The sequence below is a fragment of the Pseudoxanthomonas indica genome (genome assembly GCF_900167565.1).
In the GTDB taxonomy this organism is placed as follows: domain Bacteria; phylum Pseudomonadota; class Gammaproteobacteria; order Xanthomonadales; family Xanthomonadaceae; genus Pseudoxanthomonas_A; species Pseudoxanthomonas_A indica.
This window is the reverse complement of record NZ_FUZV01000002.1, coordinates 878142-896065: the sequence shown is the minus strand read 5'-3', so window position 1 is coordinate 896065 and position 17924 is coordinate 878142. Positions and strand designations below refer to the sequence as shown.

Genomic DNA, 17924 nt, shown 5'->3' with positions numbered 1-17924 from the left:
CCCTGCGCGAATGCCAGGGGCTTTCAAGGGTTCCCCCGATGCCCGAACCTCTCCATCACTACGTCAACGGCCATCCCATCGCCGGCAACAGCGGGCGCTCGGCCGAGGTGTTCGATCCCGCCACCGGCCACGTCAGCGCCTTCGTTCCGCTGGCCTCGCGGCCGGAAGTGGAACACGCCGTCGCCTCCGCCCACGCCGCCTTTCCCGCGTGGGCCGAGACCACTCCGCTCAATCGCGCGCGCGTGCTGTTCCGCTTCAAGGAACTGCTGGAACGCCACGCCGACGATGTCGCGCTGCGCATCACTTACGAACACGGCAAGGTGTTGTCCGACGCACGCGGCGAAGTGACCCGTGGTCTGGAAGTGGTGGAGTTCGCCTGTGGCATCCCGCATCTGCTCAAGGGCGAGCATTCGATGAACGTGGGCCGCGAGGTCGACTCCTGGACCGAATACGCGCCGCTGGGTGTCTGCGCTGGCATCACCCCGTTCAATTTTCCGGCGATGGTGCCGCTGTGGATGTTTCCGGTGGCGCTGGCCTGCGGCAACACGTTCGTGCTCAAGCCGTCCGAGCGCGATCCCTCGGCGTCGCTGCTGATGGCGGATCTGCTCAAGCAGGCCGGCCTGCCGGATGGCGTGTTCAACGTGGTGCATGGCGACAAGGAAGCGGTGGACGCTCTGCTCGATGATCGGCGCGTGCAGGCGGTGAGCTTTGTCGGCTCCACGCCGATCGCCGAATACATCTACGCGCGCGGCAGCGCCAACGGCAAGCGCGTGCAGGCGCTGGGCGGCGCCAAGAATCATATGGTGGTGCTGCCGGACGCCGATATCGATGGCGCCGTCGCCGCCTTGCTGGGCGCGGGCTACGGCTCGGCCGGCGAGCGTTGCATGGCGATCTCGGTGGCGGTGTGCGTGGGCGAGGCCACCGCGGATGCGCTGGTGGAGAAGCTTGCGCCCAAGGTTGCCGCGCTGAAGATTGGCCCGGGCGCGAAGGATCCGGAAATGGGGCCACTGGTCACCGCCGCCCATCGCGCCAAGGTGCAGGGCTATGTCGATCTCGGCGTGGAGGAAGGCGCGAAGCTGGTGATCGATGGCCGCGGCCTGGCCATCGACGATCATGCCGACGGTTTCTACCTGGGTGGCTGCCTGTTCGACTTCGTCACCCCGGACATGCGCATCTACCAGGAAGAGATCTTCGGCCCGGTGTTGTGCGTGGTGCGGGTGCCGGATTTCGAGACCGCGCTCGCGCTGGTCAACGAACACGAATACGGCAACGGCACCGCCTTGTTCACCCGCGATGGCGGCGCCGCACGCGAATTCGCCCATCGGGTGCAGGCCGGCATGGTCGGTATCAACGTGCCGATTCCGGTGCCGATGGCCTTCCACAGCTTCGGCGGCTGGAAGCGCTCGCTGTTCGGCCCGCTGCATGTGCATGGTCCCGATGGCGTGCGCTTCTACACGCGGCTGAAGACCATCACCGCGCGTTGGCCCGAGGGCGCACGCCACGCCGAGTTCGTGATGCCGACGATGAAGTGATGCGCCGCTTCGTCACGCGCTGGCTCAATGGTGGAAGTAACGCGTGTGGTCGGGGCTGAAGTCCCACATACATCACTTCGCCGATTTCTTTGCAGGCTTCTTCGCCATGGCTACGTGCTTCAGCTTGACCCACGTCGGCGCGTGATCGCTGGGCTTGGGCAGGCCGCGCACCCACCGATCCACGCCACCCTCTTTCAGGCGCTTTGCGGCGGCTTCGTTGAGCAGCAGATGATCGATGCGCAAGCCGGCATCCCGCTCCCAGTGCTGGCGGAAGTAATCCCAGAAGGTGTAAATCTGCTCCTCCGGATACAGCTCCCGAATCGCATCCACCCAGCCCATCTTCAACAACTTGGCGTAACGCTCGCGGCTCTCCGGTTGCAGCAATGCATCCTTCAACCACGATCGCGGGTTGTAGATGTCGAAGTCGGTCGGCACCACGTTGTAGTCGCCCGCCATCACCACCGGCGTGTCCAGCGCGAACAACTTTTTGGCGTGGCGATTGAAGCGGTCGAACCACTTCAGCTTGTAGTCGAACTTGGGGCCGGGCTGCGGGTTGCCGTTGGGCAGGTAGATGCAGACCACGCGCAGGCCAAGCGCATCCACTTCCAGATAACGCGCATGGGAGTCAGACGGATCACCTGGCAACACCCGCCGCACTTCGCTGGATTCCTCGCCACGCACCAGCACCGCCACGCCATTCCATGACGCCTGCCCGACCCAGCGCGCGTGATAACCCTCGGCCTCCAGATCCGAGCGCGGAAATCCCTGGTCGACCGACTTCAGTTCCTGCAGGCAGGCGATGTCCGGCTTCTCTTCGCGCAGCCAGGTAATCAGATGCGGCAGGCGCGAGCGGATGCCGTTGACGTTGAAGGTGGCGATGGAAAGCGTGCTGCGCCGGGGCATGGCAAGGCCGCATCGGGAACGTTGCGGCCAGCCTAGCGATCACGCCATCAGCCACGGGTGAAGCACCAATACGGCCGGGCTCGTCATCCCGGCGGCTTCACGACGGCACCGCAGCCGAGCGGGCAGTCTGACTTCTCCCCCCGCGCGTCTTTCACTCCATGCCCGAAGGCCCCTCTCTCATCATCGTCCGCGAGGAAGCGGCGAAGTTCGTCGGCCGCACGGTGCGCGAGGTGGGCGGCAACAGCAGCATCGACATCCAGCGCATGCGTCGGCGCAAGGTGGTCGCCCTCCGCACCTGGGGCAAGCACCTGCTGATTGAGTTCTCCAATTTCACCCTGCGCGTGCATTTCATGTTGTACGGCAGCTATCGCATCGACGAACGCCGGCCGCCGCCGTCCCGGCTGAGACTCGGCCTGGTGTTCGACAACGGCGAGTTCAACTTCTACGCCTGCTCGTTGCGCTTCATCGACGAGCCGCTGGACGAGGTCTACGACTGGCGCGTGGACGTGATGTCCGATGCCTGGGATCCGGCGCTGGCGCGGCGCAAGTTGAAGAAGCTGCCCGACGCCTGGGCCTGCGACGCCCTGCTCGACCAGTCGATTTTTTCCGGCGTCGGCAACTACATCAAGAACGAAGTGCTGTATCGCATCGGCGTACATCCCTGCAGCCGCGTCGGCGCATTGCCAGCGCGCAAGCTGACGGAACTGATCACCCAAGCCCGCCAGTACGCCTTCGACTCACTGGCCTGGAAGCAGGCGCACGTATTGCGCAAACACTGGCTGGTGCACAACAAGGGCCAATGCGCCAAGGGCCACGGCAAGCTGGTGCGGGCGCATCTGGGCAAGACCCATCGCCGCAGCTTCTACTGCCCGATCTGCCAGCCAAAGTTCGAGTAAAGCGTCTGCGCGGCTGCGCGGCTGCGCTCAGAGCAGTTGACCGGACACGTCGGTGGTCAAGGTCAGCATCGGACATTCGTCCGGCGTCGCCGCACGCCATGCCGCGATCGCGGCTTCGCGTGCCTCGCGTTCGCTGGCCGGCTCCGGCGGCTCCTGGGGGCCAATGGCGCTGAAGTGGAACGTGAGCTGCCCGTGGCAGGCCATGGGCTGACCGTTGATGATCACCGGCTGTCGCCGCGCCTTGGCGTATACCTCGCGCAGGGACCCGTCGAACTGCGTCGCCCATTTCTTCTTGCTGCCTTCGCCACCGGACCACAGCAGTTGCATGTCGCTGAGGGAGCCGTCCGCTCCCTGTCGCATGGTGTGCACGAACGTTCCGCCGACGCCACGCTTGGCGGCCGACTGCGGAAATTGCGGCACCTCGGTGCCCAGGAAGGCTTTGATGGGCTCGCTGCCCTTGGCGTCGACAATCTGCGCCACGGTCTTGCCATCGGTGGTGGCGGCGAACTGCACCCGCACCAGCACCCGACCGCGCAAGGCAGCAGGTTGGCCTTGCCACATCGGCGGGGCGAACTGCCACTCACTGGCGCGCCGCACCAGCCCGGGCTTCAGGGGTTCCGGCACGGTCGCATCCGGCACCACGTCCGTGACCTTGCCTTGTGCGTCCACGCCGACGTCCAGCGGCAGGTTCAGCACGGTAGGTGGGCGCTGCGCCGGTGCCGGCTCGGCGGCGTGCGCGGTGGCGCCTGCCCACAACAGGCAAAACAGACTGATCCGTTTCATGCGCTTGCTTCCGTGGCTTCCCCGGCCCGCATGGTTGCAAGGCCGGGGTCGGCTTTCAAGTGCCGGGCCCGGCTCAGTAGCGCTGCAATTTCCAGCAACGGTGGATACGCGCATTACGCTCGAAATCCGGCGGGATGGTCTGTGCGCTGATGTCCTCGCAGCGGGCGAACTCGGCCACGGCATTCTCATCCAGGCGGAAGCGGCGAAAGTTGTTGCTGAAGTACAGCACACCGCCCGGCGCGAGCCGGTTGACCGCCGCGCGCAGCAGGCGCACGTGTTCTTTCTGCACGTCGAAGTCCTCGGCGCGCGCGGAGTTGGAGAAGGTCGGCGGGTCGCAGAAGATCAGATCGAACTGCGCGCGTTCGGCTTCCAGCCAGCGCATGGCATCGGCATGCACCAGTTCGTGCGCGGTGCCGGTCAGGCCATTGCCTTTCAGGTTTTCCGCGCACCATTCCAGATAGTTGGCCGACAGGTCCACGCTGGTGGTGCTGGCCGCACCGGCCACCGCCGCCTGCACGCTGGCCACGCCGGTGTAGCAGAACAGGTTGAGCATGTGCTTGCCGCGCGCTTCCTGCGCCATGCGCCTGCGCAGCGGGCGATGATCGAGGAACAGGCCGGTGTCGAGGTAGTCGAACAGGTTGACCTTGAGCCGCGCGCCGTTCTCGTTGACCCACAGCGCCTGGCCGCGTTCGTCGAAGCGGCCGTACTTGCTGCCGCCCTTGCCGCGCGCACGCGACTTGATGGCGACCTGTTCCTGCGGCAGACCGAACACCTCGCGCGCCGCGGCCAGCAGCTCGCTGAATCGGCGGCGCACATCGGCTTCGGGAATCGTCGCCGGGGCGGCGTATTCCTGCACATGCAGATAAACCGCGCCCTCGCCTTCCTGCTGGTAGACGTCAATCGCCGCGGCGTACTCGGGCAGGTCGGCATCGTAGACGCGATAGCAGTCCACGCCTTCGCGGGCACGCCAGGATTTGAATTTCTTCAAGTTCTTGCGCAGGCGATTGGCGACCATCTGCGCGCCTTCGCTGAGCACGCGCGGCTCGCTGCGCTCGCGCTGCGGCGGTGCAATCGGCTGGCAGACAATCAGCGAGCACTCGATGGTGCCATTGAACAGCTGGTACTTCTTCTGCGCGCGCAGGCCGGTGGCATAGGCCAGATCGGCGTTGCCACACAACAGGCTGGCGCGCCATTGCGGCACCGCGCGCTTGAGCGCATCGCCGATCAGGCGGTACAGGTCCGCATCGGCGGCAAGGCGTTCGTCGTAGGGCGGATTGCAGACCACCAGGCCCGGCACGTCATCGGCCACCGGTGCAGCCAGTTGCGCGATGTCGCGGGTCTGCCATTGGATCTGTCCGGCCAGTCCGGCCAGCACTTCGTTTTCGTTGGCGGCGCGGATGGCGCGGCTGTCAATGTCGCTGCCGAAGAACGCCGGACGCAGCGCCGCGCGACCCGCCGACTCGCGCGCGACCGCCTCGGCAAACTGCTCACGCCAGCGGTCGACGTCGAAGCCCAGCCAGCGGCTGGGCAGCACGTTGCCATGCCGCTGCAGGCCAGGCGCGACGTCGGCGGCCATCAGCGCGCCTTCAATCAGCAGGGTGCCGCTGCCGCACATCGGATCCAGCAGCGCGCCGCCTTCGCGATACAACGCCGGCCAGCCACCGCGCATCAGCACTGCTGCGGCCAGGTTTTCCTTCAACGGTGCTTCGGTCTGATCCTTGCGCCAGCCGCGGCGGTGCATGGGGCCACCGCCGAGATCGATGGAGACTGTGGCGCGGCCCTTGCGCAGCGAGAAGTTGATGCGCACATCGGGCTGGTCCACATCCACCGAAGGCCGCTCCAGGCCCTGCTGACGGAGACGATCCACCACCGCGTCCTTGATCCTTTGCGCGGCATAGCGCGCGTGGGTGATGGCCTCGCCGGACACATGCGCATCCACGACCAGGCTCAGTTCCGGGCGCAGGTGTTTTTCCCAGGCGATCGCGAACACGCCGTCGTACATGGCCTGCTCGTCGGGGCAGTCGAAGTCGGCGATCGGCCACAGCACGCGGCTGGCCAGGCGCGACCACAGCACGGCGCGCTGGGCGTCGGCCAGTTCGCCTTCGGCATTGACACCGGAAATGGTCGCGGTGGCACGCGCCACGCCCAAGGCTTGCAGCTCGTCGGCGAGCAGGTATTCCAGACCCTTGGCGCAGGAGACAAAGAACTTCACGACAACTCCGATACAGGGCCCGTCGGCAGCGACGGGCGAAAAAGGTGGCTTACAGCGAGGCCAGCAACTGCGAGAACAGCTGTGCGGAGGCTTCGACATGGCTGGACAGGCGATGGCTGTCATCCACCAGCAGCAGGCGCGCGCGGCGCGGCAGCGCCCAGTCGACCACGGCCTGCGCGGGAATCAGTTCGTCATCCCAGCCATGGATGATGGAGATCGGGATGGGCGCGGCATCCAGATCCGGCAGCGGCCCCATGGTGGTCGGCGGCGCCAGCAGGAACAGGCCATGCACCGGCACTTGCAGCGACACGCGTCCGGCGATGTAGGCGCCCAGGCTGGAGCCGGCCAGCACCAGTGGGCCGCGCGCGGCGGCGGCGCTGGCCAGGGCATGCAGGCGTTCCAGCCGCGCCGGCACATCGCCGAGCGAGCTGATGTCGCGGCGCGCATCCAGATCGGTGTAGTCCGGGCGCTCGTGGGTCCAGCCCAGGCGCTCGGCCACTTCGGCCAGCGCGGTGACCTTGGTTGCGTCGGGGCCGCTTTCAAAGCCATGCGAGAGGATGCAGTGGCCGCGCATCACAGCGCCTCGACCGGATCGCCGATGCGGAAGTCGCCACCTTCGATGATCCGCGCGCACAGGCCGCCGTGGCCGCGCATGGCGTTGTAACCGCCCGGGCCGAGCGCATCTTCCATGCGCGAGCAGGGGTCGCAGTCTTCGGTGCCTTCCAGCACCACGTTGCCAATGCGGAAGCGACGACCCTTGAGCGCGACCAGCGGAATGCCCGACACCACCACGTTGCGGCGCAGCCAGGCCTGCTGCAGATCCGGTCGCGCCGCCAGCGCGGCGATGACCGGCAGGTGCTCGGCCTGGATCAGGGTGATGCCACGCTTGCCATTGCTGCCCTTGTAGCGGTCGCCTTCCAGGCCGCCGCCACCATGGGCCTGCACCTGCTCGACCGCCACCATCGGCGCTTCGCGCGACGGCCGCAGGCCAATCCACAGCACCTGGCCCTGGCGCGGCAGTTCGGCCATCAGCTTGGCCAGGGGCGATTCGGGATTGAGTGGCATGGGCTTGGACGCGACGGGAGGCGGGCCGCAAGTTTACCGGACCCGCTGCGACGCCCCCTTCTCCCCCCGGGGGAAGGTGCCCGCAGGGGCGGATGAGGGTACGTCGGCGCCCTGCTAGCATTCGGCCATGCCCGAGCCTGCCCTGTCCTTGCCGCTGCACGTGGATCCGCTGCCGTACCAGGATCGACTGGAGCCGCGCGATCCCGCCAGCATCGATCTGGTGGTCATCCACTGCACCGAGCTGCCCGACCTGGCGATGGCGCGGCAGTTTGGCGAGGAAGTGCGCTACCCCTCCGGCACCGGCAACAGCGGCCACTACTACATCGATCGCGACGGCAGCCTGCACCAGTACGTGGACCCGGCCTTCATCGCCCACCACGTGCGTGGCTACAACCCGCGCGCCATCGGCATCGAGCTGGTCAACAGCGGGCGCTGCCCGAATTGGCTGGCGCGGGATGCGCAGCAGATGGACGAAACCTATCCCGACGCCCAGATCCAGGCGCTGATTGCCCTGCTGCGCTGGCTGTGCGAACGCTATCCCTCGCTGCGCCATATCGAGGGCCACGAGGATCTGGACACCACCACCGAGCCGGCCAGTGATGACCCCTCGGTGCAGGTGCAACGCAAGTTGGATCCGGGTCCGCACTTCCCCTGGCCGCAGGTGCTGGCGGCGACGGATCTGCAGCGCGGCCGCCTGCCGTCGCGATAGCGGGTCGCGCGGACCTCTATAATCCGGGCCATTCCCTTCGCTGCGAGCCGCCGTGTCCCCGACGCCTGAACCCGTAGTCAGCGAGCTGATCGACCTGCTCTCGCTGGAGCGCCTGGAAGACAACCTGTTCCGTGGCCAGAGCCGCGACATCGGCACCAAGTACGTGTTTGGCGGGCAGGTGCTGGGCCAGGCGCTGTCGGCCGCGCAGGCCACGGTGGCCGGTGAAGGCGAGCGCCGCGCGCATTCGCTGCACGCCTACTTCCTGCGCGCCGGCAATATCGAAGCGCCGATCGTCTACGAGGTCGACCGCACCCGCGACGGCGGCAGTTTCTCGGTGCGCCGGGTCACCGCCATCCAGCATGGGCGGGTGGTGTTTTTCTGCGCCGCCTCGTTCCAGGCCGAAGAACCCTCCGCCGAGCACCAGTTGGGCATGCCGGAAGTGCCGCAGCCGGAAGACGTGGACCCTTCGCCGCAGGTGCCGGCCGAAGTGATGGCGACCCTGCCGATCAAGGTGCAGCGTTGGCTGTCGCGACGCGGGCCGTTCGAGTTCCGCCACGTGTATCCGCGCGACGAACTCAATCCGCCCAAGCGCCCGCCGTTCCAGCAGGTGTGGTTCCGGCTGGCGGAAAAGGTCGGCGATTCGCCCGAGCTGCATCGCGCCCTGCTGGCGTATGCCTCGGATTTCCAGCTGCTCGGCACGGCGACCTATCCGCATGGCATCAGCTATTACCAGCCCAACGTGCAGATGGCCTCGCTGGATCACGCGCTGTGGTTCCATCGCCCGTTCCGTGCCGACGACTGGCTGCTGTATTCCATCGACAGCCCCAGCGCGCAGAGTTCGCGCGGATTGGCGCGCGGGCAGATTTTCGATCGCCATGGCCGCCTGGTCGCCAGCACCGCGCAGGAAGGCTTGATCCGGGTCGTGCCGGATGCCGAAGCCGCCGCGCTGGTGCCGGCCAAGGACTGAGGGCTACGACGATGCGCCAGATATTCACCAGCCAACGCATGGAAACCGTGGAAGGCGTGGCCAAGATGCTCACCGACGCCGGCATCGACGTGCACGTGGCCAATGCGCGCTCCTATCGCGGCCAGCGCAACAGCCAGTTCCGCTATACCGAGCCGCTGCCCAAGGGCCTGCAGCCGTCGGTGTGGATCCGCCATCCGGAAGATCAGCCGCGCGCGCGCGAAATCCTGCGCGAGGCCGGCCTGCTGGAAACCACCCGCCCGGGTGCGGGTCCGACCCTGGCCTTCAGCAGCACGCAGGAAGACGAACCCAAGCGTGGCGCCTGGGCCTGGCGGATCCGCGTGGTGCTGCTGATCATCATTGCGGTGGCCGCGTTCGTGACGGTGATGCGTCACCGCCAGGCCAAGCCAGCCGCGGCGCCGCCGGTGGCGACGCCGGTCACTGCGCCGGCGTCCGATCCGGCCACGCCGCCCGCAGCGGCACCAGCCACCGCGCCTGCCACGCCGGCGCAACCCGCCGAACAGCAGGACGACAGCGAGCGCGTGCGCATCCAGCCCGCCACGCCAACGCATTGAATTCCGGCGCGGTCACATTTCCTGGCGGATCTCGTCGAGGAGACATCCTCTCCTCGAGCACACCGCCATGAGCGCACAACCGCTGGAACTGATGCTGGCGCAGGAACTGCCGTCGGCACGGCGCGGCAGCCAGGAAGCCTATGGCCGGATCGTCTCGGCCTGCCAGAACACCATCACCGCCATCGCGCTGGCCATCACCCACGATGTGCAGGCCAGCGAGGACATCGCGCAAGAAGCCTTCCTGCGCGCCTGGCAGCGGCTGGATCGGCTGAAGAACAGCACCAGCTTCCTGCCGTGGTTGCGCCAGATCACCCGCAACCTGGCGCGCGACTATCTGCGCACGCAGCACCACAAGCCGTTGTCGGGCGAAGCGGCCGAGCTTGCCATCGGCATCGCCGCCGATCCTTCGCCGGCGCCGGAAGAACAGCTGCTGCGCACCGAAGAAGAAATCGCCGCCGCCGACATCATCTCCGCACTGCCGGAAGACAGCCGCGAAACCCTGCTGCTGTACTACCGCGAAGGCCAGAGTTCGCAACAGGTGGCGGACCTGCTGGGGCTGAGCGATGCCGCGGTGCGCAAGCGCCTGTCGCGCGCGCGCGGCCTGGTGCGCGAGGAGATGCTGCGCCGCTTCGGCGACTTCGCCCGCCGCAGCGCGCCGGGCACCGCCTTCACCGTACTGGTGGCGGCCAGCCTGATGACCACCGCGCCGGTGGCCAGCGCGGCCATCGCGATTGGCGCGACCGCCGCCACCGTGGGCGGCGGCAAGCTGGGCGCCAGTGGCCTGGGGGCGGTGTCCGCGACCGGCGGCACCGCCTTTGGATCCTTTGCCGGCGTGTTTGGCGTGCTGCAGGAAAGTGGCGCGCAGGCCAGCTTCAACGCCGGCTTCGCCACCGGCACCGTGCTCGGCTCGATCATCGGCGGCGCGCTGGGCGCCTACGCCGGTGGCCGCTATCTGCTGAGCTACGCCGACACCGAAGCCGAACGCAGCGCGCTGCGCCGTTTCGTGCTGATCAACACCAGCACCGCCGCCTTGGTCGGCATCGCGCTCAACCTGGCCGTGCTGCTGACCACCGGCTGGCTGGCCGTCTTTGGCGTGGCCGTGGTGGGCATGGCGATCGTCAACTACCAGTGCCTGGTGCCGCTGCGCCGGCTGATGCTGCCGCTGCTGGCGCGCCGCGCCGCCCGCCGCGGCCAACCCGGCAAGCGAATCCACTGGTGCTACGAAAGCCTGTACGGCTGGCTGGGCGTGGTCTGGGCGTCGCTGTTCGTGCTGGTGGCGCTGCTGTTCGCGCTGCGGCTGGCCGGGCGGCTCTGAGCGCCTGTCACATGGCCCCTGCCCGCGCGTCTGTGTTTCCATAGCCACCGGGAGAACACGACGCCATGACCGCCGCCACCCTCGAACTGACCCTGCGCCAGGAATTTCCCGCCGCCCAGCGCGGTGACCGCGACGCCTATGGCCGCATCGTGCTGGCCTGCCAGAACGCGATCACCGCCATCGCTTTGGCGATCACCCGCGACGTGCAGGCCAGCGAGGACATCGCCCAGGAAGCCTTCCTGAAAGCCTGGAAGCACCTGGGCAGCCTGAAGAACCCCGACAGCCTGCTGCCCTGGCTGCGCCAGATCACCCGCAACCTGGCCCGCGATCATCTGCGCGCCGCGCAGTACCGGCCGCTGTCCGGCGAAAGCGCGGAAGTGGCGATCAGCCTGGCCGCCGACAGCGCGCCGACGCCGGCGGAATTGTTGTTGCGCACCGAACAGGAGCAGGTGGCGGCGGACATCATCTCCGCCCTGCCCGAAGACAGCCGCGAACTGTTGCTGTTGTTCTATCGCGAAAGCCAGAGCTCGCAGCAGGTGGCGCAGTTGCTCGGCCTGACCGACGCGGCGGTGCGCAAGCGCCTGTCACGCGCACGCGGCACGGTGCGCGACGAATTGATGAAGCACTTCAGCGATTTCGCCCGCAGCAGCGCGCCGGGCGCGGCGTTTGCCTCGGTGGTGATCGGCGCGCTGGCGATGGCTGCGCCGCCGACCGCAGCGGCGGCGGTGCTGAGCACCGGCACCGCCATTGCCGGCAAGGGCCTGCTGAAGGTGATGGGCGCCTCGTTCGGCGCGATCGCCTTTGGCGTGATCGCCGGCGTCGGCTCGGTCTGGTACGGCATCCGCAAGTACCTGCGGGATCCGCTCGACGAGCAGGAGCGCCAATCACTGCTCAAGTACGGCGCGACCAACACGCTGTTGATCCTGGCCTTCGTGGTGGGCATCAGCTATCTGGCGCGCGTACCGGGCTGGCAGCCGCACCTGGCGGTGACCTTGGCCTACATGCTGGGTATCAGCCTGACCTGTGGCCAGTGGCTGCCGCGGATCCTGGCGCGTCGCCGCGCGCGCGACATGCTGCGCGATCCCGTCGGCACCGCCGCGCTGTTGCGTCGCCAACGCATCCGCAGCCGGATTGGCCTGGTGCTGGGCATGGTGCTGGCCACGATCGGCCTGGTGGTCGGGCTGATTCTCAGCGGTCGCCTGGTGTTCTGAAAAAAAAATCCCTCCTCCGAAACATCGAAGGAGGGACAAGGGACCTTGAGAGGTCCACGACAGGATTACTTCACTACGGGCTTGCGGCTTACTGCTGGGTCTGCGGCTTCACGTCGGTCGCGCGCTTGCCATCGCCGCGGGCATCGAACTTGCGGCGGAAATCCTCGCCACGCTTCGCTGCGGCCTGGTCGTACTCGGCGCGGCTCAGCTTGCCGTCCTTGTCGGTGTCGGCCTGCGCGAACCATTGGTCACGGCGCTGCTTGCCGCGCAGCTCGCGATCGGCGCGATCGACAAAGCCGTCCTTGTTCGCGTCCATGTCGGCGAAGCGCTGCTGGAACTTCGGCTCGGCGGCGGCTTCGGCCTGGCTGATGCGGCCATCGCCGTCCTTGTCCAGCTGCCTGAAGCGGGCCATGCCTTCGCCGCGCGGTCCGCGACCATGGCGGCCGCCCTTGTGCTGCGGACGCTCGTTGGCATTGAGCTTGCCGTCCTTGTTCTTGTCCAGCGTGTCGAAATGCTCGGCCAGACGCGGATGCGCGGCCGCTTCGGTGCGATCAATCACGCCGTCGCCATTGACGTCCAGAGAGGCACGCGCGGGGCGGGTGTCCGGGTCCGCCGACGACTGGGTGGCGGCGAAGGCCGAGCCCGCGCCCAGGGCCGCCAGGATGGTCAGCGTCAGCAAGGTCTTGTTGCGGTTCATGTGTTGTCTCCGGTGCAGGCGGCGCGGTTGCGCCACTGCCAGGGAAAACGTCCGCGACCGGCAGCGGTTGACCCGTAGCCGCGCGCGTTCAGGCAACAGCCGGCAGCAGCGCCACCGGCGCGCCCTGCCCGGGCGGGCCGTACGCACGAACACGCGCCGCGCAGTATGCTCGGTACATGAGTTACCTATGCGCACGTGATGGGCGGGAGCCAGGCGATGGGCAATGACAGCCCCGTGCCGGCCGACGACCTGCGCCTGTTCCATACCGGCGAGCATCCGTGCGGTTACTGGCCGGAGCGGAATGCGCGCGATCTGGTGCTGGATCCGCGCGACGCGCGGCTGCCTTCGTTCTATCCCACCGCGCTGAGCTGGGGCTTCCGCCGCTCCGGCGACATCGTCTATCGGCCGCACTGCCTGGGCTGCCAGGCCTGCGTGGCGGTGCGGATTCCGGTGGCGAGCTTCCAGCCGGATCGCAGCCAGCGCCGATGTGCGCAGCGCAATGCGCATGTCGACACGCGCATCGTGGCCGCGGTGCGTAGCGAAGAACACCTGGCCTTGTACCGGCGTTACCTGAGCGCGCGCCACCCACTGGGCGGCATGGATGATCACGGCGCCATCGAGTTTGATCAGTTCCTGATTGGCAGTTGGGCGCGCGGCCGCTTCGTCGAACTGCGCGAAGAAGGCCGGCTGCTGGCGGTGGCGGTGACGGATCTGCTGCCGCAGGCCTTGTCGGCCGTGTACACGTTCTACGATCCGGCGCTGGTCGAGCGCGGCCTGGGCACGCTGGCGATCCTGCGGCAGATCGAATGGGCGCGTCGCGACGGCTTGAGCCATATCTACCTGGGCTACTGGATCGACGGCCACCGCAAGATGGATTACAAGCGACGCTTCCGCCCGCTGGAACAGTTCAATGGCCGCCAATGGGTGCCGGCACGGATGTAGTGCGTCGCACGGCAGTCATGCGGGCGTGCGAGAATTTGCCGATGCGCCGAATCCTCCTGCCCTGGCTGGCCCTGCTGCTCCCCACCGCCGTGTTGACTGCCTGCGTGAGCGCACCCGTGACCGAATCTTCCTCCGCGCAGACCGTGCGCGTGGCTACCTACAACACCTCGCTGTACTCGGACGACGCTGGTGGCCTCATCGCCGAGCTGGCAGGCGACAGCGCGCACGCGCGCAAGATCGCCGCGGTGCTGCAGAAGGTGCGGCCGGATCTGGTGCTGCTCAACGAGTTCGATTACGACGATGCCCATCGCGCCGCGGATCTGTTCCAGCAGCGCTATCTGGCGGTGGCGCAGCCGGGCGGCGGCGAAGCACTGACGTATCCCTATCGCTACCTGGCGCCGGTCAACACCGGTGTGCCCAGCGGCCTGGATCTGGACAACAACGGCGTCGCCGGCGGTGACGGCCGCGCACGCGGCAACGATGCCTGGGGCTACGGTCTGCATCCGGGTCAATACGGCATGCTGGTGCTGTCGCGCTTCCCCATCGATGCGACGCAGGTGCGCACGTTCCAGTTGCTGCGATGGAGCCAGATGCCGGGTGCGAAGCGGCCGATGGATCCGGCCACCGGCAAGTCCTGGTACCGCGATGAGGTGTGGTCGCAGTTGCGGCTGTCATCCAAGTCGCACTGGGATGTACCCGTGCAGATCGCGGGTACGACGGTGCATTTCCTGGTCTCGCACCCCACGCCGCCGGTGTTCGATGGTCCGGAAGATCGCAATGGCGCGCGCAACCATGACGAAATCCGTTTGTGGCATGACTACCTGAGCGCAGACAAGGCGGCGTGGATCTGCGATGACCAAGGCGTGTGCGGGGGGCTGGCCGCAGGCGAGCGTTTCGTGATTGCCGGCGATTTGAACAACGACCCCGTCGACGGCGACGGCCACCACGACGCCATCCTGGAACTGCTGGAACACCCGCGCGTGCTGCGCCAGGCGACGCCGCGCAGCGAAGGCGGCGAGGAAACGGCGACCACCTACGCCGCTGCCGGCATCGAGCATCGCGGCGCGCCCGCGCATGTCACCGGCGACTTCGGCCCGCGCAACGGCGCCATGCGCCTGGACTACGTGCTGCCCTCCACCGGCTTCGCGCTGATCGGCAATGGCGTGTTCTGGCCGAAGAAGAGCGACCCCGACGCCGCCATCGCCGACGGCAGCGATCATCATCTGGTGTGGGTGGATCTGCAGCCCTGAGCCGGGCCGCGTCGTCGGACGCGGCGCATCGACGCGCCTGTCGTGGACGCGCCTGTCGTCTTACCCGCCCAGCACCGTGGTGCGCGGACTGAAGCCGATATTGCCGTCGCTGCGCGCCGAGACAATCATCTTGACCATGCTGCCGGGCACCATCAGTTCAATCTGTACAGTCTTGCCGTCGGGCGCCAGGCCTTCCAGGGTCATCTCGATCAAGGCGCCGGCGGTGTCGATTTCGCGGCAGAGGATGTGCGGCTCCTTGCCTTCGGCCTGCACCAGGTAGGGTTTGATTATCTCGCCGAGCGCGTTGAGCGCTTCCGGGAAGAAGAACACCGCATAACCTTCGTTGCCGTTCATGGCGGTGTCCTTATTTGAGTGCGATCTGCAGGGCTTCGGCGGCGTCACGGGCGATGGCACGCGCGCCTTCGATATCGGCGGCGCGTGCCAGCGTCACCGCGACGCGGCGATGGCCTTCGACCCGCGGCTTGCCGAACAGGCGCAGCGCCGTATCCGGTGCGGTCAGCGCCGCATCCACCTGCGAGAACACCGGCACGCCATGGCCATGCGCCAGTACCGCGCACGAGGCCGATGGCCCCTGCGAGCGGATCACCGGAATCGGCAGGCCGAGAATCGCGCGCGCATGCAGCGCGAACTCGCTCAGATCCTGCGAGACCAGCGTGACCAGGCCGGTATCGTGCGGGCGTGGCGAGACTTCGCTGAACCACACCTCGTCGCCCTTGACGAACAACTCCACGCCGAACAGCCCCCAGCCACCGAGGTCATCGGTGACCGCGCCGGCAATGTCCTGCGCGCGTTGCAGGGCCAGGTCCGTCATCGGCTGCGGCTGCCAGCTTTCGCGATAGTCGCCGTCCTTCTGCCAATGACCAATCGGCTCGCAGAACGAGGTGCCATTGGCATGGCGCACGGTCAGCAGGGTGATCTCGTAGTCGAAATCGATGAAGCCTTCGACGATGCAGCGACCCGCGCCGGCACGGCCGCCGGTCTGCGCGTACTCCCACGCCGGCCCGATGTCGGCCTCGCTGCGCAAGGTGCTCTGGCCCTTGCCCGACGATGACATCACCGGCTTGACCACGCACGGCAGGCCTATCTCCGCCACGGCCTGGCGATATTCGGCTTCGCTGTCGACAAAACGATAGGGCGAGGTGGGCAGCTTCAGCGTCTCTGCGGCCAGCCGGCGGATGCCTTCGCGATCCATGGTCAGGCGCGCCGCGCGCGCGGTCGGAATGACCCGCGCCACGCCTTCGCTTTCCAGCGCCACCAGGGTCTCGGTATGGATGGCCTCGATCTCCGGCACGATCAGGTGTGGCTGCTCCTGCGCGATCAACGCACGCACCGCCGCCGGGTCGAGCATGTCCAGCACATGCGAACGATGCGCCACCTGCATCGCCGGCGCATCGGCATAGCGATCCGCCGCGATCACCTCCACCCCCAGCCGCTGCAGCTCAATCGCCACTTCCTTGCCCAGTTCGCCCGAGCCGAGCAGCAGGACGCGGGTGGCATGGGCGGTGAGCGGGGTTCCAATCGTGGTCATGGGGGGCAAGGGCCGTCAGCAAGTAAGGACGAAATTCTAGCCGGTCCCTTTGCCGGCTCGGCCGGGGCGGTCGGGCCCGTGGGGGAATCCAGCGGTGCCCGGGCGGGCCTGGCGGGCGGGCTGACCCGACAACCGGCTGTTGCAACCTGATATCAATCTGATATCGTTCCCTCGAACCCAGAGGATCGACCCATGAAAGAGAAGTCCCTACCTTCGCTGACCGGCATTCCCTTCCTGCTCGTCCTGTTCGCCCTGCTCGCCCTGGCCATCTGGCTGTTCGTGACCGGCGTGCAGAAGGGTCCCGCGACCGGGATTCCCGACGTCGCCCGCCTGCTCTCCGGCATCGGCCTGTTCTTCGTGACCCTGTTCTGCATGACCGGCCTGTACACGGTCCAGCCCAACCAGGCGGCAGTGCTCAGCTTGTTCGGCAAGTACGTCGGCACGGTCAAGGACAACGGCCTGCGCTGGAACAACCCCTTCTATTCCAAGAAGAAGATCAGCCTGCGCGTGCGCAACTTCGAAAGCGGCAAGCTCAAGGTCAATGAGCTGGATGGCAGCCCGATTGAAATCGCCGCCGTGATCGTCTGGCAGGTGGTGGATGCCTCCGAAGCCGTCTACAACGTCGACGACTACGAGAACTTCGTGCACATCCAGTCCGAGTCGGCGCTGCGTGCGATGGCCACCAGCTACCCTTACGACCAGCACGAAGAAGGTCAACTGGCCCTGCGCAGTCACGCCACCGAGATTTCGCAGCACCTGAAGGATGAACTGGCCGAGCGCCTGGCCCATGCCGGCGTGGAAGTACTGGACGCCCGCATCAGCCACCTGGCCTACGCGGCGGAAATCGCCCAGGCGATGTTGCAGCGCCAGCAGGCCAATGCGGTCATCGCGGCGCGCACGCGGATCGTGGCCGGCGCGGTGGGCATGGTGGAAATGGCCCTGGCCGAGCTGCAGAAGAACGGCGTGGTCAACCTGGACGAGGAACGCAAGGCGCAGATGGTCAGCAACCTGCTGGTGGTGCTGTGCGGCGAGCGCGGTACGCAGCCGATCGTCAACACCGGCTCGCTGTACTGAGTCCGCACGGAACCGGATCGTGGCCGAGAAGAAAGCCTACCCGCTGCGCATCAACGCCGATGTACTGAGCGCCGTGCAGCGTTGGGCCGACGACGAACTGCGTTCGCTCAACGCGCAGATTGAGTACGTGTTGCGCGACGCCCTGCGCAAGGCGGGGCGCCTGCCCAGGCAGGACGCCGCCTCCGACGAAGAAACACCCTGAGCTTCAAGACCGGGAGCACGCCATGAGTACGCGCTGGAATTACCA

General features: G+C 67.3%; 19 protein-coding genes. 11 read left to right on the top strand and 8 right to left on the bottom strand.

Annotation, left to right across the window (positions count from 1 at the left end; all coding sequences use genetic code 11):
* Positions 1-38 precede the first annotated feature (38 nt).
* The gene (locus B5X78_RS14725) at positions 39-1532 is read left to right on the top strand and encodes a CoA-acylating methylmalonate-semialdehyde dehydrogenase (RefSeq protein WP_079725255.1); all 1494 of its coding nucleotides are present in this window, start codon (positions 39-41) and stop codon (positions 1530-1532) included.
* Between the two features lie 72 nt (positions 1533-1604).
* Here B5X78_RS14725 and xth read toward each other — a convergent pair whose 3' ends face one another.
* A complete protein-coding gene (xth, locus tag B5X78_RS14720; RefSeq protein WP_079725254.1) occupies positions 1605-2435 on the bottom strand; it encodes an exodeoxyribonuclease III in 831 nt (276 codons plus the stop codon).
* Positions 2436-2593: 158 nt separating this feature from the next.
* Here xth and B5X78_RS14715 point away from each other — a divergent pair, with 158 nt between their 5' ends.
* Complete coding sequence (locus B5X78_RS14715) at positions 2594-3331, top strand: DNA-formamidopyrimidine glycosylase family protein (protein ID WP_079725253.1); 738 nt, start codon at positions 2594-2596, stop codon at positions 3329-3331.
* Between the two features lie 27 nt (positions 3332-3358).
* On the opposite strand, the gene B5X78_RS14710 is transcribed toward B5X78_RS14715, so the two are convergent.
* The 4 genes from B5X78_RS14710 to B5X78_RS14695 form a co-directional block, all read right to left on the bottom strand.
* Positions 3359-4114 carry an energy transducer TonB gene (locus tag B5X78_RS14710; RefSeq protein WP_079725252.1) on the bottom strand — a complete coding sequence of 252 codons (756 nt, stop codon included), beginning with the start codon at positions 4112-4114 and terminating at the stop codon, positions 3359-3361.
* Between the two features lie 73 nt (positions 4115-4187).
* Positions 4188-6326: a bifunctional 23S rRNA (guanine(2069)-N(7))-methyltransferase RlmK/23S rRNA (guanine(2445)-N(2))-methyltransferase RlmL gene (gene rlmKL, locus B5X78_RS14705; RefSeq protein WP_079725251.1), complete on the bottom strand. Its 2139-nt coding sequence runs from the start codon at positions 6324-6326 to the stop codon at positions 4188-4190.
* A 49-nt stretch (positions 6327-6375) separates the two neighbouring features.
* Positions 6376-6903 (bottom strand): alpha/beta fold hydrolase, encoded by a 528-nt coding sequence (locus B5X78_RS14700; protein WP_079725250.1) that lies wholly within the window; start codon positions 6901-6903, stop codon positions 6376-6378.
* Positions 6900-7391 (bottom strand): MOSC domain-containing protein, encoded by a 492-nt coding sequence (locus tag B5X78_RS14695; RefSeq protein ID WP_079725249.1) that lies wholly within the window; start codon positions 7389-7391, stop codon positions 6900-6902. Before B5X78_RS14695 ends, B5X78_RS14700 begins: the two co-directional genes overlap by 4 nt.
* A gap of 127 nt (positions 7392-7518) precedes the next feature.
* Here B5X78_RS14695 and B5X78_RS14690 point away from each other — a divergent pair, with 127 nt between their 5' ends.
* The 5 genes from B5X78_RS14690 to B5X78_RS14670 all read left to right on the top strand — a co-directional run bounded on the left by B5X78_RS14690 (position 7519) and on the right by B5X78_RS14670 (position 12165).
* Positions 7519-8100 carry an N-acetylmuramoyl-L-alanine amidase gene (locus B5X78_RS14690; RefSeq protein WP_079725248.1) on the top strand — a complete coding sequence of 194 codons (582 nt, stop codon included), beginning with the start codon at positions 7519-7521 and terminating at the stop codon, positions 8098-8100.
* Between the two features lie 52 nt (positions 8101-8152).
* The gene (tesB, locus tag B5X78_RS14685) at positions 8153-9067 is read left to right on the top strand and encodes an acyl-CoA thioesterase II (RefSeq protein ID WP_079725247.1); all 915 of its coding nucleotides are present in this window, start codon (positions 8153-8155) and stop codon (positions 9065-9067) included.
* Positions 9068-9078: 11 nt separating this feature from the next.
* Positions 9079-9639: a hypothetical protein gene (locus B5X78_RS14680; protein WP_079725246.1), complete on the top strand. Its 561-nt coding sequence runs from the start codon at positions 9079-9081 to the stop codon at positions 9637-9639.
* Positions 9640-9706: 67 nt separating this feature from the next.
* Complete coding sequence (locus tag B5X78_RS14675; RefSeq protein ID WP_079725245.1) at positions 9707-10954, top strand: RNA polymerase sigma factor; 1248 nt, start codon at positions 9707-9709, stop codon at positions 10952-10954.
* A 65-nt stretch (positions 10955-11019) separates the two neighbouring features.
* Positions 11020-12165, top strand: coding sequence for an RNA polymerase sigma factor (locus B5X78_RS14670; protein ID WP_079725244.1), 1146 nt, complete (start codon positions 11020-11022; stop codon positions 12163-12165).
* An 88-nt stretch (positions 12166-12253) separates the two neighbouring features.
* Here B5X78_RS14670 and B5X78_RS14665 read toward each other — a convergent pair whose 3' ends face one another.
* A complete protein-coding gene (locus tag B5X78_RS14665) occupies positions 12254-12862 on the bottom strand; it encodes an EF-hand domain-containing protein (RefSeq protein WP_079725243.1) in 609 nt (202 codons plus the stop codon).
* Between the two features lie 216 nt (positions 12863-13078).
* Between B5X78_RS14665 and B5X78_RS14660 the strand changes: the two genes are divergently transcribed.
* Together B5X78_RS14660 and B5X78_RS14655 are read left to right on the top strand one after the other, a co-directional pair.
* Positions 13079-13804, top strand: a complete 726-nt coding sequence (locus B5X78_RS14660) for an arginyltransferase (RefSeq protein WP_079726214.1) — start codon at positions 13079-13081, stop codon at positions 13802-13804.
* 41 nt (positions 13805-13845) lie between these two features.
* Complete coding sequence (locus tag B5X78_RS14655; protein ID WP_079725242.1) at positions 13846-15054, top strand: endonuclease/exonuclease/phosphatase family protein; 1209 nt, start codon at positions 13846-13848, stop codon at positions 15052-15054.
* A gap of 60 nt (positions 15055-15114) precedes the next feature.
* Here the strand turns inward: B5X78_RS14655 and B5X78_RS14650 are convergent, their stop codons facing one another.
* The gene (locus tag B5X78_RS14650; RefSeq protein WP_079725241.1) at positions 15115-15408 is read right to left on the bottom strand and encodes a hypothetical protein; all 294 of its coding nucleotides are present in this window, start codon (positions 15406-15408) and stop codon (positions 15115-15117) included.
* 10 nt (positions 15409-15418) lie between these two features.
* A complete protein-coding gene (gene purT, locus B5X78_RS14645; RefSeq protein ID WP_079725240.1) occupies positions 15419-16603 on the bottom strand; it encodes a formate-dependent phosphoribosylglycinamide formyltransferase in 1185 nt (394 codons plus the stop codon).
* Positions 16604-16795: 192 nt separating this feature from the next.
* On the opposite strand from purT, the gene B5X78_RS14640 reads away from it, so the two are divergent.
* The gene (locus tag B5X78_RS14640) at positions 16796-17677 is read left to right on the top strand and encodes an SPFH domain-containing protein (RefSeq protein ID WP_079725239.1); all 882 of its coding nucleotides are present in this window, start codon (positions 16796-16798) and stop codon (positions 17675-17677) included.
* Positions 17678-17696: 19 nt separating this feature from the next.
* A complete protein-coding gene (locus tag B5X78_RS14635; protein WP_079725238.1) occupies positions 17697-17879 on the top strand; it encodes a type II toxin-antitoxin system antitoxin in 183 nt (60 codons plus the stop codon).
* Positions 17880-17924 lie beyond the last annotated feature (45 nt).

Coding starts and splice junctions, on each gene's coding strand:
- B5X78_RS14675 (WP_079725245.1), top strand. CDS start 9,707: ATGAGCGCACAACCGCTGGAACTGATGCTGGCGCAGGAACTGCCGTCG.
- B5X78_RS14670 (WP_079725244.1), top strand. CDS start 11,020: ATGACCGCCGCCACCCTCGAACTGACCCTGCGCCAGGAATTTCCCGCC.
- B5X78_RS14665 (WP_079725243.1), bottom strand. CDS start 12,862: ATGAACCGCAACAAGACCTTGCTGACGCTGACCATCCTGGCGGCCCTG.
- B5X78_RS14725 (WP_079725255.1), top strand. CDS start 39: ATGCCCGAACCTCTCCATCACTACGTCAACGGCCATCCCATCGCCGGC.
- B5X78_RS14650 (WP_079725241.1), bottom strand. CDS start 15,408: ATGAACGGCAACGAAGGTTATGCGGTGTTCTTCTTCCCGGAAGCGCTC.
- B5X78_RS14690 (WP_079725248.1), top strand. CDS start 7,519: ATGCCCGAGCCTGCCCTGTCCTTGCCGCTGCACGTGGATCCGCTGCCG.
- B5X78_RS14660 (WP_079726214.1), top strand. CDS start 13,079: ATGGGCAATGACAGCCCCGTGCCGGCCGACGACCTGCGCCTGTTCCAT.
- B5X78_RS14710 (WP_079725252.1), bottom strand. CDS start 4,114: ATGAAACGGATCAGTCTGTTTTGCCTGTTGTGGGCAGGCGCCACCGCG.
- xth (WP_079725254.1), bottom strand. CDS start 2,435: ATGCCCCGGCGCAGCACGCTTTCCATCGCCACCTTCAACGTCAACGGC.
- B5X78_RS14655 (WP_079725242.1), top strand. CDS start 13,846: ATGCGCCGAATCCTCCTGCCCTGGCTGGCCCTGCTGCTCCCCACCGCC.
- B5X78_RS14680 (WP_079725246.1), top strand. CDS start 9,079: ATGCGCCAGATATTCACCAGCCAACGCATGGAAACCGTGGAAGGCGTG.
- B5X78_RS14640 (WP_079725239.1), top strand. CDS start 16,796: ATGAAAGAGAAGTCCCTACCTTCGCTGACCGGCATTCCCTTCCTGCTC.
- B5X78_RS14715 (WP_079725253.1), top strand. CDS start 2,594: ATGCCCGAAGGCCCCTCTCTCATCATCGTCCGCGAGGAAGCGGCGAAG.
- purT (WP_079725240.1), bottom strand. CDS start 16,603: ATGACCACGATTGGAACCCCGCTCACCGCCCATGCCACCCGCGTCCTG.
- B5X78_RS14695 (WP_079725249.1), bottom strand. CDS start 7,391: ATGCCACTCAATCCCGAATCGCCCCTGGCCAAGCTGATGGCCGAACTG.